This window comes from Mycobacterium sp. (genome assembly GCF_049683355.1).
Lineage (GTDB): Bacteria > Actinomycetota > Actinomycetes > Mycobacteriales > Mycobacteriaceae > Mycobacterium.
Map to the genome: position 1 here is coordinate 1 of NZ_JBAUJB010000199.1, position 12,122 is coordinate 12,122.

General features: G+C 67.1%; 13 protein-coding genes and 6 pseudogenes. 12 read left to right on the forward strand and 7 right to left on the reverse strand.

The window, feature by feature from the left end:
* Positions 1–122: 122 nt before the first annotated feature.
* From WA944_RS11845 to WA944_RS11855, 3 genes are read right to left on the reverse strand one after another with little or no spacing between them, the layout of a single operon-like run.
* Positions 123–542, reverse strand: coding sequence for a DoxX-related protein (locus tag WA944_RS11845; protein WP_526375185.1), 420 nt, complete (start codon positions 540–542; stop codon positions 123–125).
* 52 nt (positions 543–594) lie between these two features.
* Entirely contained in the window at positions 595–906 is a 312-nt protein-coding gene (usfY, locus tag WA944_RS11850) for a protein UsfY (protein ID WP_163894178.1), read from the reverse strand.
* Between the two features lie 36 nt (positions 907–942).
* Complete coding sequence (locus WA944_RS11855) at positions 943–1,563, reverse strand: flavodoxin family protein (protein ID WP_526375183.1); 621 nt, start codon at positions 1,561–1,563, stop codon at positions 943–945.
* A gap of 148 nt (positions 1,564–1,711) precedes the next feature.
* Between WA944_RS11855 and WA944_RS11860 the strand changes: the two genes are divergently transcribed.
* A complete protein-coding gene (locus tag WA944_RS11860; protein WP_526375181.1) occupies positions 1,712–1,882 on the forward strand; it encodes a hypothetical protein in 171 nt (56 codons plus the stop codon).
* A 4-nt stretch (positions 1,883–1,886) separates the two neighbouring features.
* Here the strand turns inward: WA944_RS11860 and WA944_RS11865 are convergent, their stop codons facing one another.
* Together WA944_RS11865 and WA944_RS11870 are read right to left on the reverse strand one after the other, a co-directional pair.
* Positions 1,887–2,255, reverse strand: a complete 369-nt coding sequence (locus WA944_RS11865; RefSeq protein ID WP_526375179.1) for a hypothetical protein — start codon at positions 2,253–2,255, stop codon at positions 1,887–1,889.
* Between the two features lie 25 nt (positions 2,256–2,280).
* On the reverse strand, positions 2,281–2,451 hold the full coding sequence (locus WA944_RS11870; protein WP_526375177.1) for a Rho termination factor N-terminal domain-containing protein: 171 nt from the start codon (positions 2,449–2,451) through the stop codon (positions 2,281–2,283).
* 192 nt (positions 2,452–2,643) lie between these two features.
* Between WA944_RS11870 and WA944_RS11875 the strand changes: the two genes are divergently transcribed.
* On the forward strand, positions 2,644–3,153 hold the full coding sequence (locus tag WA944_RS11875; RefSeq protein WP_526375175.1) for a flavin reductase family protein: 510 nt from the start codon (positions 2,644–2,646) through the stop codon (positions 3,151–3,153).
* Positions 3,150–3,866, forward strand: coding sequence for a pyrimidine reductase family protein (locus WA944_RS11880; RefSeq protein ID WP_526375173.1), 717 nt, complete (start codon positions 3,150–3,152; stop codon positions 3,864–3,866). Before WA944_RS11875 ends, WA944_RS11880 begins: the two co-directional genes overlap by 4 nt.
* An 11-nt stretch (positions 3,867–3,877) precedes the next feature.
* On the opposite strand, the gene WA944_RS11885 is transcribed toward WA944_RS11880, so the two are convergent.
* Entirely contained in the window at positions 3,878–4,360 is a 483-nt protein-coding gene (locus tag WA944_RS11885) for a DUF6328 family protein (RefSeq protein ID WP_526375171.1), read from the reverse strand.
* Between the two features lie 111 nt (positions 4,361–4,471).
* Here WA944_RS11885 and WA944_RS11890 point away from each other — a divergent pair, with 111 nt between their 5' ends.
* The 9 genes and pseudogenes from WA944_RS11890 (at position 4,472) to WA944_RS11930 (ending at position 11,156) form a co-directional block, all read left to right on the forward strand.
* Positions 4,472–4,690: a hypothetical protein gene (locus tag WA944_RS11890; protein WP_526375169.1), complete on the forward strand. Its 219-nt coding sequence runs from the start codon at positions 4,472–4,474 to the stop codon at positions 4,688–4,690.
* A gap of 72 nt (positions 4,691–4,762) precedes the next feature.
* Positions 4,763–4,855 carry a potassium-transporting ATPase gene (locus WA944_RS11895; protein ID WP_526375167.1) on the forward strand — a complete coding sequence of 31 codons (93 nt, stop codon included), beginning with the start codon at positions 4,763–4,765 and terminating at the stop codon, positions 4,853–4,855.
* Positions 4,837–4,938, forward strand: a complete 102-nt coding sequence (locus tag WA944_RS11900) for a potassium-transporting ATPase subunit F (RefSeq protein ID WP_526375165.1) — start codon at positions 4,837–4,839, stop codon at positions 4,936–4,938. The genes WA944_RS11895 and WA944_RS11900 overlap by 19 nt, the downstream gene beginning before the upstream one ends.
* Positions 4,938–6,606 (forward strand): annotated as a pseudogene (kdpA, locus tag WA944_RS11905) (potassium-transporting ATPase subunit KdpA). Before WA944_RS11900 ends, kdpA begins: the two are co-directional and overlap by 1 nt.
* Before the next feature lie 59 nt (positions 6,607–6,665).
* Positions 6,666–8,702 (forward strand): annotated as a pseudogene (gene kdpB, locus WA944_RS11910) (potassium-transporting ATPase subunit KdpB).
* A 1-nt stretch (position 8,703) separates the two neighbouring features.
* Positions 8,704–9,530 (forward strand): annotated as a pseudogene (locus WA944_RS11915) (potassium-transporting ATPase subunit C).
* A gap of 91 nt (positions 9,531–9,621) precedes the next feature.
* Positions 9,622–9,705, forward strand: a pseudogene (locus WA944_RS11920) (hypothetical protein); the annotation flags it as partial.
* 67 nt (positions 9,706–9,772) lie between these two features.
* Positions 9,773–10,468 (forward strand): annotated as a pseudogene (locus tag WA944_RS11925) (sensor histidine kinase); the annotation flags it as partial.
* Positions 10,465–11,156, forward strand: a pseudogene (locus WA944_RS11930) (response regulator transcription factor). The pseudogenes WA944_RS11925 and WA944_RS11930, both read left to right, overlap by 4 nt.
* A 75-nt stretch (positions 11,157–11,231) precedes the next feature.
* Here the strand turns inward: WA944_RS11930 and WA944_RS11935 are convergent.
* Complete coding sequence (locus WA944_RS11935; protein ID WP_526374627.1) at positions 11,232–12,098, reverse strand: alpha/beta fold hydrolase; 867 nt, start codon at positions 12,096–12,098, stop codon at positions 11,232–11,234.
* Positions 12,099–12,122: the final 24 nt, after the last annotated feature.

Consider the following 12,122-nt stretch of genomic DNA (forward strand, 5'->3'; position numbering starts at 1 on the left):
TTTTAAGTCCGCTGCCTCTGCCAATTGGGCTATGGGGGCGTCACCAACGCGCTGATCCTAAAGACTTCGCGTGTGCGACGCCCCGACAACCCCGCAACGCGCCGCTCCTGCGACGCACCATGTCAACGTCGGGGCACGCCCGTCGACCACAACGCCCAGGCAACTAGGACCGGCTGAAAGAGTAGACGGACAAAGCGACGGCCGTCGGTGTTCAGCCCGAAGCCGTCACGCTTGTTCACGAACTGGGCGATGTTGCCAGGGAACACGGCCACGAAGAACGCTGCCGCCAGCCGCCCGACCAACACCCGGTCGCGGCGCAGCAGCGCCAGACCGGTCCCCAGCATGATCTCGACGCCGCCTGAGGCCATCACCACCCCGTCCTCGTCGAGCGGGACGAACTTCGGGACCTGGGCGCGGAACGTCTCCCGCCCCCAGAACAGATGGCTCAGACCCGCGAAGACGAGCACACCCGCCAGAGCGAGACGGGCCGCGGTTCGTGCCGGCGTGGTGGGGGGCGGCTCCGGCAGATCGGTGTTGGTCATGCCTCCCTTTCTACCGGGCACGGACCGCGTTGCGTCAGGCGAGGCGTCGCACTCAGCTTGTCGGCGGCTCGTGGGGCACCTCGGGATGTTCGGCATGCCAGCGGTTTTCGGCTTGCCGAACTCGCCGGTGGGTGTACGCCAGCCAGCTCAGTCCGGACGCACCGAGGATCACGGCGATCACCACTGCCACGATGCCCACCGTGGCGTTGCCGCTGCCGAATGAGAAAAGCCCCACGACCAGGGCCACCACCCCGATCCCGACGGCGATCAGGCCGGGGGCGTTGACACCGTTCTTCATGGACTCGCCGGCGTGCTGGCGATAGGTGCGGGCGTGATCGACAGGATCACGCGAAGTGTCAGGCATACGATCCATCTCCCATTGAGTTTCGGTGTTTCGACGTCACTCGTAGGGCGGGTACTGCGCCTGGCGAAGCACCCGCGCCAGGTGAGCTGCGTTCCGAGCGACTGCCGCTGTCGTGGATGCCACCGCCTTGGGCACCTCGTCCAGATCCTGGTAGTCCGTCGATTCCATGGCGGCGCCGTTCCAGTACGTGCCTCCCTGCGCCGGGATGCTGTATCCGATGTCGTTGAGCGCCTGGAACACGTCGGCGATCACCTTGTGGGCGCCGTCCTCGTTGCCCACAACACTGACCGCGGCCACTTTTCCGGCCATCTCCGGACGTCCCTGCTCGTCGTTGTTGGAGAGTTCAGCGTCCAGTCGCTCCAGCACTCGCTGGGTGATGGAGGACGGATGCCCGAGCCACACCGGAGTGCTGATGAGCAGGATGTCTGCGGCAAGCACCTTCTCCCGCAGCTGCGGCCATTGATCACCGTCGCCCATGTCGGGCTCAACTCCCGGGGCGATCTGGAAATCGGCACAGCGGACTGCGTCACACTCAACGTCCTGGATACGCAATGTTTCAAACAGGTGCTCTGCTATCAACGCGCTGCTCGACGGTGCAGGACTCGGTGTGAGGCTGCACACCAGAGCCAGCGCGCGAAGTGTCGTCGAATCTGACATGTCGTCGTGGTACCCGACGTACGGGCCACCAAACGGGGCCGACTCAGGCGTCAGTCATAGGTCACGTTACGACGATCATGGCGAGGGTTTCAGAGCTGCTGCACCAGGGCATGTGTTCGTGGCCAACACATATGGGAGGACCCTACTTATGAGCCAACCAAATCCGGACAAGAGCGAACCCGACGTCGAGTCTGACGACAAGGTCGCCAGCTCACGGGCCAACAAGGGGGAAGATGGCGCCTACGTGGGCCAGACTTTCTCCGACGACGACTTCGATGCCGAAGAGAGCGGCGCGGAGGCACGCAGCCAGGACGGGTGATCCGTCACTCGTCCTCCCACGGTGGGGTGTCGTCCATCTTGTCGTAGTACTTGGCCAGGTGGCTCTTCACCCGGTCGATGTCCTTCTTCGGGAGGTCCACCCCGCCGCGGGAGCCCTGCATCACCGCCGCGGCCGCGATCACGCCGCGCGGAACAGCCCTCAATTCACCGTCGACGACATCGGCGATCAACAGCTTGTACGCGGTGAAATTGTCCTTCTTCTCGTGGTCGTACCACACGTGCGCATCGCGGTACTTCTGGTTGGGCTCGTCGGTGGCGTCAGCCCAGGAACGCACACGCTCCTCCGCGGCGCTGCCATCCCATTCGCGATCGCGGTCAGCCACAGGTAGATCTTGAAATGCAGTCACTGACATGGGATCTCCTAACCTCGGCTTCTGTTCAGGAGTAGCGCAACTTGAAGATCAGGTCTTCCTTGCTCAGCGTGGAATAACCCGTCATGCCGAGTTCTTTCGCCCGACACTTCAACTGGCGCACGGTCCAGTTGTAGTACGAACTGGAATCTGCGCCGCGCCGGCCGGCCACCGGCCTGGTACGGGTGACAGGTGCCATCACCATGACCTCCTAGGTTCGAATCCAGCTCCCGTAGGGTGCCCGACACGCGAACTACCAAAACCGCAGCGACGGCCGCCCCACTGACCAGCGGCGACGAACCCTCCGACAGGTTTTCAGCTCGGGGTCTTCGGGTACGCAGCCCTCCTAAGGAGGTTCGTATGTGTGCGCCGACGACCGGTTCGGTTCGGCATGGATGAGCACGAGAACCCGCAGGGCACCGTGGCTTTCGAGAGCCTGGTGTCGCTGCTCGATTACCCGATGTTCATCGTCACCACCAAAGCAGGCGGCCAGCAGGCCGGATGCCTGGTCGGCTTCAGTTCACAGACCAGCATCAACCCGCCGCGATTCCTGGTCGGGCTGTCCCGGCGCAACCACACCTTCACGGTGGCCGCCGACGCCACTCACCTGGCCGTGCACGTGCTGCCGCGCGACGAACTGCCGGTGGCACGCTTGTTCGGCGGTGAGACCGGTGATGAGACCGACAAGTTCGCCCAATGCCGATGGCACTCTGGACCCGAGGGGCTGCCGATTCTGGATGCGGCCGAATCGTGGTTCGTCGGCACGATCACCCACCGCTTCGACGTCGGTGACCACGTCGGACATCTGCTGGAGCCGGTGGCAGGAAGCGCCCCCGACGAACTGCGCGAACTCATCAGCTTTTCCGATGTCCGCGACGTCGATCCCGGACACGACGCATGACCGAGCTGGGACGGATCGACGCCGGCGCCGCCGTTGAGGACCACGGTTACCGGCCTGCTCCCGAGGGCGTGCGGGCCAACATGATCTTCAGTGCTGACGGGGCCGCGGCGTTCCAGGACCGTGCGGGTCCGCTGTCGTGTCCTGCTGATCAGCAACTACTGGTGGCGCTGCGGGCCTATGCCGACGTGGTGCTCGTCGGGGCGGGGACGGCGCGTGCCGAACGCTACGGACCGGTACGGCTGTCCCCCGCCCACCGAGAACAACGCATCGCGCTCGGACTCTCCGAGCAGCCACCGCCGATTGCCGTGGTGTCTCAGTCGGGAAAGCTGCCCGACACCATGTTCGGGTCGACGCCGCCGTTCCTGATCACCAGTGCCCGTAGCGCTCGTGACAATCCCGAGGTACACGCGACACCGTGTCAGGTGCTCACCTGCGGCGATGACGCCGTGAACATCCCCGACGCGCTGGCTCAGCTACGGGATCGCGGTCTCCGGCGAGTGTTGTGTGAAGGCGGGCCGACGCTGCTCGACGAACTGGTGGGCTCCGATCTGGTCGACGAACTCTGCGTGACGCTGGCGCCGAAGCTGGCCGGGAGCCAGCCGCTCGGCCGCGGCACCCCCAGCACCCTGCCCGCTCCCGCCGGGCTGACCCTGCGTCACCTGCTGATCTCCGAGGACGACTATCTCTTCCTCCGGTACGGACGTCGGCTCTGACTCGGGGCTGCTCACCGGCCTGTGCGCATGCTCAACGGCCAGACCAGCCAGAAGACGGTGAACAACACCAGGGCACAACCACCGGCGACGAGGGCGGCCGGCCGCCCCGCCACCGCCTCGAAGATGATCGTCGTCATCCCGGTCAGGGCCAGTCCGAGGAAGAGCACACCGGTGTAGGCGCAGCGGTGCGCCGCCGCGACCAGCGACACCAGTCGGTGACGGCGGAACAACATCCGGTGCATCGCCACAGGGGCGATCAGCAACGCGGTGGACACCACAGCCGCAACGACGGTCGCCATGTACACCGCCACCATGGTGTCGTCGAGCAGGTCGAAGCGGGCTTGAAACGGCAACGTCAGCAGGAAACCGGTCAGCAGCGCCACACCCGTCTGCACCACACGCAGTTCCTGCAGCAGGCTGGCCCAGTTGCGGTCCAACCGTTCGCTGTCGGTCTCGTTGCGTAGCGGGCCGTCGCTGGGATTCTGGTCGTCCACAGGTTGATCTTCGCAGTCGGCAAGGCCACGGGGCGCGACTCGGAAATCTAACTAAGGATCTCCACAGGTACCGGCGAGGCGCTTCTCAGGCTGGCACTCCACCGTGGAGCCATGGCTGGTTCTTCTCGACGGGCCGCGCTGGCGGCGGTGTTCGTGCTGATGTCCGGCATCATGCTCGCCGCCCTGCCCGGCATTCACTCGGTATTGGCGTACTGGGCCGTCTCGGCCGTCGCCATCGCGGGCGCGATGGTCCTGATCGTGGCCGGCGAATCGGCGTGGGACCGCATGCTCGTCAACGCGCGCGCAGCCGGCGTCGTCGCCCCCTACTGACCCCGCACGGCGAGCCCGGCGCCACGCCCCGCAAGGAGGCCGTAAAAACGGCGGCGAAGCGGGAGTGCGCTGATGTCCGTGATATCCGTGGCCATCTACGTCGCGCTGACGGTGGCGGTCTTCGCCCTGCTCGGTGCGGTCCAGAAGTGGGTCGAGACCCTGTGATCCAGAACGTGATCGGCCTCGCGCTCGCCGTCCTGATGGCGGTGTTCGTGTTCGCCGCGTTGCTGTTCCCGGAGAAGTTCTAGTGGGCACCACTGCGGCAGGCATCGTGTTCGCCGCTTCTCTGGTCGTCGCGTTGGCCGCGGTGCACGTGCCGCTCGGTGACTACATGTACCGGGTCTACGCCTCCACCAGGGACTCTCGCGCCGAAGGGCTGATCTACCGGATCATCGGGGCCGACCCCAGAGCCGAGCAGACCTGGGGGGCCTATGCACGCAGCGTCCTCGCCTTCTCGGCGGTCAGCATCCTGTTCCTGTTCGGCCTCCAGCTGCTGCAGGGCAAGCTGCCGCTACACCTGGACGGCCCTGCCACCGAGATGACCCCGGCGCTTGCCTGGAACACCGCGGTCAGTTTTGTCACCAACACGAACTGGCAGGCCTACTCCGGGGAATCCACCCAGGGCCACCTGGTGCAGATGGCCGGGTTGACGGTGCAGAACTTCGTCTCGTCCGCCGTCGGCATGGCGGTGGCGATCGCGTTCGTCCGCGGCCTGTCCCGACGCAGCACCGGCGAGCTGGGCAACTTCTGGGTCGACCTGGTGCGCGGAGTCATCCGGATCCTGTTGCCACTGTCGGTCATTGCTGCGGCCATCCTGATCTCGGGCGGCGTGATCCAGAACTTCGCGCTGCACGACCAGGTGGTCGGCACGCTCGCCGGCGCGCAGCAGACGATCCCCGGCGGTCCGGTGGCCAGCCAGGAAGCCATCAAGGAGCTGGGCACCAACGGTGGCGGCTTCTTCAACGCCAACTCGGCCCATCCCTTCGAGAACCCCACCACGTGGACCAACTGGGTCGAGCTCTTCCTGCTCGCGATGATCGCGTTCTCGCTGCCGCGGACATTCGGCCGGATGGTCGAAAGCCGCAGGCAAGGACTGGCGATCGTGGCCGTGATGGCGTTCATCGCCACGCTCAGCGTCAGCCTGACGATGCTGTTCCAGCTGCAGCACCACGGCACCGTGCCCACCGCCGTCGGCGCATCAATGGAGGGTGTCGAACAGCGCTTCGGAGTGGCGAACTCAGCGGTGTTCGCGGCCGCCACCACGCTGACGTCCACCGGCGCGGTCGACTCGATGCACGACTCCTACACCAGCCTCGGCGGCCTGATGTTGTTGTTCAACATGCAACTCGGCGAAGTCGCACCGGGCGGTGGGCTCGGGGCTCTACGGCATGTTGATCCTGGCGATCATCACCGTCTTCGTCGCCGGCCTGATGGTGGGACGCACCCCGGAGTATCTGGGCAAGAAGATCACCCCACGCGGGATCAAGCTGGCGGGCAACATATTCCTCATCACGCCGCTGATCGTGCTGACGGGCACCGCGGTGGCGATCGCGATGCCGGAGCAACGTGCCGCCATGCTCAACACCGGCCCGCACGGGTTGTCGGAAGTGCTCTACGCGTTCACCTCGGCCGCCAACAACAACGGCTCGGCGTTCGCCGGAATCGCGGTGAACACCACGTGGTACAACACCGCCCTGGGGTTGGCGATGATGTTCGGTAGGTTCCTGCCGATCCTCTTCGCGCTCGCGCTCGCAGGCGCGTTCGCTGCCCAGGCGAAGACCCCCGCGTCCATCGGCACCCTGCCCACGCACCGACCGCAGTTCGTCGGTCTGGTCGTCGGCGTGTCCTTGATCCTCGTCACCCTCACTTTCCTGCCGGCCCTCGCGCTGGGCCCCCTCGCCGAAGGAATCCACTGACGTCGGTCACTGTCGAAGCAGCCCCCCACGAGCACTCCGCGCACACATCCTCGACCCGGATGCGCAGCGGACTGCTGGACCCACGGCTGCTGTGGACCTCCCTACCGGAGGCACTGCGCAAGCTCGATCCGCGCACGCTGTGGCGCAACCCGGTGATGTTCATCGTCGAACTGGGCGCACTGTGGAGCACGATCCTGGCCGCCACCGAGCCATCCTGGTTCTCCTGGCTGGTCGTGGTGTGGCTCTGGCTAACCGTGATCTTCGCCAACCTCGCCGAGGCGGTCGCCGAGGGCCGCGGCAAGGCGCAGGCCGCGACCCTGCGCAAGACCAAGACCGCGACGACGGCGCGCCGCCTCACCGGCTGGTCACCGGGGCACCCGGGCCACGAGGAGCAGGTGAGCGCCTCGCTGCTGCAGCAGGGCGACGTCGTCGTCGTCGAGGCCGGTCAGACGATTCCCGGAGAGGGGACGTGGTGGAAGGTATTGCCTCGGTGGATGAGTCGGCCATCACCGGGGAATCCGCCCCCGTCATCCGCGAGTCCGGCGGAGATCGGTCCGCGGTCACCGGCGGCACCACCGTGCTGTCGGACCGGATCGTCGTCCGGATCACCCAGAGACCCGGTGAGAGCTTCATCGACCGGATGATCGCCCTCGTCGAAGGCGCCGACCGGCAGAAGACGCCCAACGAGATCGCGCTCAACATCCTGCTCGCGGCCCTGACGATCATCTTCGTCTTCGCCGTGGCGACCCTGCAGCCGCTGGCGATCTACTCCAAGGCGGGCAACCCCGGAGTGCCGGACAGTCTGGCGCTCAACGGAAACGGCGTCACCGGTATCGTGCTGGTCTCCCTTCTGGTGTGTCTCATCCCGACCACGATCGGCGCGCTGCTGAGCGCCATCGGCATCGCCGGAATGGATCGCCTGGTGCAGCGCAACGTGCTGGCGATGTCCGGGCGCGCGGTGGAGGCCGCCGGCGACGTGAACACGCTGCTGCTCGACAAGACCGGCACCATCACGCTCGGCAACCGGCAGGCGTCGGATTTCGTTCCGCTGCCCGGGGTGACGCCCTACCAAGTCGCCGATGCCGCACAGCTGTCCAGCCTCGCCGACGAAACGCCGGAAGGCCGATCCATCGTCGTCTTCGCCAAGGAGCATCACGGCTGCCGGGGCGAGCGAAGCGACGGGGGAAAGTTGCGCGCCCGCACCCCCGGCGAGCTGGCCCACGCCACGTGGATCGGATTCTCGGCCACCACAAGGATATCCGGCGTCGACCTGGACAGCCACCGGTTGCGCAAAGGCGCGACCAGCGCGGTGGCCGACTGGGTGCGCGCCGAAGGCGGCACCGTGCCCACCGAACTGGGCGACATCGTCGACACGATCTCTGCGGCTGGCGGCACACCACTGGCCGTCGGCGAGGCCAAGGACGGCATCGCGACCGTGCTCGGTGTCATCGGGCTCAAAGACGTTGTCAAGCAGGGGATGCGAGAACGCTTCGACGAAATGCGCCGCATGGGGATCCGGACGGTGATGATCACCGGCGACAACCCGCTGACCGCCAAGGCCATCGCCGACGAGGCAGGCGTCGACGACTTTCTGGCCGAAGCCACCCCTGAGGACAAAATCGCGTTGATCAGGCCGATGTCGGCGTGGCCATGAACACCGGCACCGCCGCGGCCAAAGAAGCCGGCAACATGGTCGATCTGGACTCCGACCCGACCAAGTTGATCGAGATCGTGGAGATCGGCAAGCAGCTGCTGATCACCCGCGGCGCCTTGACGACGTTCTCCATCGCCAACGACATCGCCAAGTACTTCGCATCATCCCCGCGCTGTTCGTCGGCCTGTTCCCCGGCCTGGAGCTGCTCAACGTCATGCGGCTGCACAGTCCTCAGTCGGCGATCCTGTCGGCAGTCATCTTCAACGCGATCATCATCGTCGCCTTGATCCCGTTGTCGCTGCGCGGTGTGCGCTACACCCCGAGCAGCGCATCGAAGCTGTTGAACCGCTACCTTTCCCTTTTCGGTCTCGGCGGAATCGTCGCCCCGTTCATCGGCATCAAGCTCATCGATCTGACCATCCAACTCCTCCCGGGAATGTGACATGAAATTCGGCAGCATCGTTCGACAGCACTGGGCCGCGCTCCGCGCCCTACTGGTGTGCACCGTGGTCCTCGGCTTCGGCTACCGCTGCTGGTATGGCTGGTCGGTCAGCTCCCGGGCCTCGCGGACAAGGCCGACGGCTCACTGGTGGTTGCCGACGGGAGAGCGGTCGGCAGCAGTCTGATCGGCCAGAGCTACACCGACGCCGACGGCGACCCGTTACCGCAGTACTTCCAGGGCCGGCCGTCGGCGGCCGGTGACGGCTACGACCCGCTGGCCTCCGGCGGAAGCAACCTGGGCCCGGAAAGCATCGTCGACCTTCCCGGGAAGCCCAGCCTGCTCACCGTGGTGTGCTCCCGCAGCGCAGCCGCCGGTGAGCTCGACGGCGTCAGCGGCGCGCGCCCGTTCTGCACCGGTGACGGCGTCGGCGCGGTGCTGTCGGTGACCCCCACCCGCGGCGTCAGCGTCAACGAACCCTGCGAGACGGCGCCGACACCGTTCCTGGCCACCTATGCGGGCGTGCGCGTCGAGTGCGCCGAGGCCGGTGAGGATTACAGCGACGGCCAGGTAGTGCCGATCCACGGTGCGGCTCCCACGCAACCGGCGGTACCCGCCGACGCCGTCACCGCCGGCGCGAGCGGGTTGGATCCACACATCTCGACCGGCTACGCCGACCTGCAGGTCGAGCGGGTCGCCGCAGCCCGCGGCCTGCGGCCCGATCAGGTGCGGACCCTCGTGGCCGCCCACACTGAAGGCCGCACGCTGGGATTCCTGGGTGAGCCGGGGGTGAAAGTCCTGGAGCTCAACCTGGCACTCGACGGTGGATGATGAAGAGGTGAGCTCGCCCGACCACCGCGCCAAGCGGGGTGAACTGCGCATCTACCTCGGCGCGGCACCCGGCGTCGGCAAGACGTACGCGATGCTCGGCGAGGCGCACCGCCGGCGCGAACGCGGCACCGATGTGGTCGCGGCGGTCGTCGAAACCCACGGCCGATGCAAGACCGCCGAACTCGTCGATGGCATCGAGGTGGTGCCGCCGAAGATGATCGAGTACCGGGGTTGCGGGTTCCTCCCGGGCCGACGAACTCCGCCGCTCGCTGCTGTCTGCGGTCAGCCACGATCTGCGCACCCCGTTGGCTGCGGCCAAGGCCGCGGTGTCGAGCCTGCGCAGCGACGACATCGGGTTCTCCCCGGAGGACACCGCCGAACTGCTGGCGACCGTGGAGGAGTCGATCGATCAGCTGACCGCACTGGTGGGCAACCTGCTGGACTCCTCACGGCTGGCAGCCGGCGTCGTGCACCCGCAGCTGCGCCGTGTCTATCTGGAGGAGGCGGTGCCACGCGCGCTGCTCGGGATCGGTCGGCGCGCCGCGGGCTTCGGCGGTGAGGCCATCGACCGGGTGAAGGTCGAGGTCGACGGCGCCGTGGTGATGGCCGACAGTGGGCTGCTCGAACGGGTGCTGGCCAACGTCATCGACAATGCGCTGCGGTACTCACAGGACGCGCCGGTGCGGGTCACGGCCGGACGCGTCGGCGACCGGGTGCTGATCGCGGTCGCCGACGAGGGTCCCGGCATCGCGCGCGGCACCGGAGAACAGCTGTTCGCGCCCTTCCAGCGCCTCGGCGACCACGACACCAGCACCGGTATCGGCCTCGGCTTGTCCGTCGCCCGCGGCTTCGTCGAATCGATGGGCGGCACCATCACGCCCGCGGACACCCCCGGTGGCGGTCTGACCATCGAGATCGACCTGGCGGCGCCGCAGTGAGCACCGTGAAGACCCGGGTCCTGGTCATCGACGACGAGCCGCCGATCCTGCGCGCGCTGCGCATCGACCTTTCGGTGCGCGGCTACGAGGTGTTCACCGCGGCCACCGGAGCCGATGCCCTGCAGAGCGCCGCCGACCACCGCCACGATGTGGTGGTGCTCGACCTCGGGCTGCCCGACATGTCCGGCATCGACGTGCTCGCCGGGTTGCGGGCTGGCTTTCGGCGCCCGTGATCGTGCTGTCCGCCCGCAGCGACTCTGCCGACAAGGTCGAGGCGCTCGACGCCGGCGCCGACGACTACGTCACCAAACCGTTCGGCATGGACGAGTTCCTGGCTCGGCTGCGTGCCGCGGTGCGCCGGGCCGCCGCGGCCGCCGACACCGACGAACCCGTCGTCGAGACGTCGTCGTTCACCGTCGACCTGGCCGCCAAGAAGGTCACCCGCAACGGCACCGAGGTACATCTGACCCCGACCGAGTGGGGGATGCTCGAGATGCTGGTGCGCAATCGCGGCAAGCTCGTGGGCCGCGAGGAACTCCTCAAGGAGGTGTGGGGCCCCGCCTACGCCAAGGAAACCCACTACCTGCGGGTGTACCGGGCGCAGTTGCGGCGCAAGCTCGAGGCCGATCCGTCACACCCGGTGCACCTGCTCACCGAAGCCGGCATGGGCTACCGCTTCCACGCCTGACTACCTGCTCCCGCGGAATAGCGTTCCTGGCTGTGATTCCGGTCCCGACCGCAACCAGGAATACTATTCCGCGGCTCAGGTGGCAGGGACTTCGGTGGCCAGCGCGATCAGCTTGGCACGCACCAACTCGGGACGTTCGTCGGCGATGAAGTGGCCGGCGTCGACCGTCTCCAGCGTGTAGTCGTCGGCGCGGGCGGTCTCCACGGCGGCCAGCGCCGGTGCGATCGCGGTGTCGTTCTTGCCGAACAGCACCCGGATCGGCACCGTGGCCCGCCGCCGCTCACCGGAGCGGGTCATCCGCGGGATCTCCCGCACCAGGAACGTCCGGTAGGTGTCCCGTGCAGTGCGGGCCACCACGGGATCCCGGAAGCGGTCGGTGTACACGCGCGCGGTCTGCGGATCGATCTCCGAGGCCTTGGCGTAGACCCGGTCGAGGAACCGCGTGCGAGTCTGAACGCGTATCCCGGCGGCGGCGATCAACGGCTGGTACAGCAGGAACCGCCAGGCGTGCCTGGCCATCACCTTCGGCGGCACCCAGGGATGGGCGATGTTCAGCGCGAGGTAGCCCTCGATGCGCTCGGGCACCCGCAACACCAACAGGTGGCCGAGGAAGCCGCCCCAGTCGTGGCCGACGAGCAGCACCCGCTCCAGGCCGAGAGCGTCGAGAAGCGCGATCAGGTCGCTGACCACATCCTCCTTGGCCCACCGGTGTGGTGCTGGACCCGACCAGCCATAACCGGGCAGGTCGGGGGCGATGATGCGCATTCCGGGCGGCGGATCGGCCAGCAGATCCTGATACACCCAGTGATGCTGGGGCCAGCCGTGCAGGGCCAGCACCGGCCGGCCGTCCGGCGGTCCGGCCTCGGTCACGTGGAATCGGACCCCACGGGCAGTGACAAAGCTTCTGCGCACCTCACCGATCGGCGGGGGTTGGTTCGTCATGGCCCTGAGACTAATCCGAAGGGT

Excerpts from the sequence above, each read along its gene's own strand:
- WA944_RS11845 (WP_526375185.1), bottom strand. The coding sequence starts at position 542 with ATGACCAACACCGATCTGCCGGAGCCGCCCCCCACCACGCCGGCACGA.
- usfY (WP_163894178.1), bottom strand. The coding sequence starts at position 906 with ATGCCTGACACTTCGCGTGATCCTGTCGATCACGCCCGCACCTATCGC.
- WA944_RS11855 (WP_526375183.1), bottom strand. The coding sequence starts at position 1,563 with ATGTCAGATTCGACGACACTTCGCGCGCTGGCTCTGGTGTGCAGCCTC.
- WA944_RS11860 (WP_526375181.1), top strand. The coding sequence starts at position 1,712 with ATGAGCCAACCAAATCCGGACAAGAGCGAACCCGACGTCGAGTCTGAC.
- WA944_RS11865 (WP_526375179.1), bottom strand. The coding sequence starts at position 2,255 with ATGTCAGTGACTGCATTTCAAGATCTACCTGTGGCTGACCGCGATCGC.
- WA944_RS11870 (WP_526375177.1), bottom strand. The coding sequence starts at position 2,451 with ATGGCACCTGTCACCCGTACCAGGCCGGTGGCCGGCCGGCGCGGCGCA.
- WA944_RS11875 (WP_526375175.1), top strand. The coding sequence starts at position 2,644 with ATGGATGAGCACGAGAACCCGCAGGGCACCGTGGCTTTCGAGAGCCTG.
- WA944_RS11880 (WP_526375173.1), top strand. The coding sequence starts at position 3,150 with ATGACCGAGCTGGGACGGATCGACGCCGGCGCCGCCGTTGAGGACCAC.
- WA944_RS11890 (WP_526375169.1), top strand. The coding sequence starts at position 4,472 with ATGGCTGGTTCTTCTCGACGGGCCGCGCTGGCGGCGGTGTTCGTGCTG.
- WA944_RS11895 (WP_526375167.1), top strand. The coding sequence starts at position 4,763 with ATGTCCGTGATATCCGTGGCCATCTACGTCGCGCTGACGGTGGCGGTC.
- WA944_RS11935 (WP_526374627.1), bottom strand. The coding sequence starts at position 12,098 with ATGACGAACCAACCCCCGCCGATCGGTGAGGTGCGCAGAAGCTTTGTC.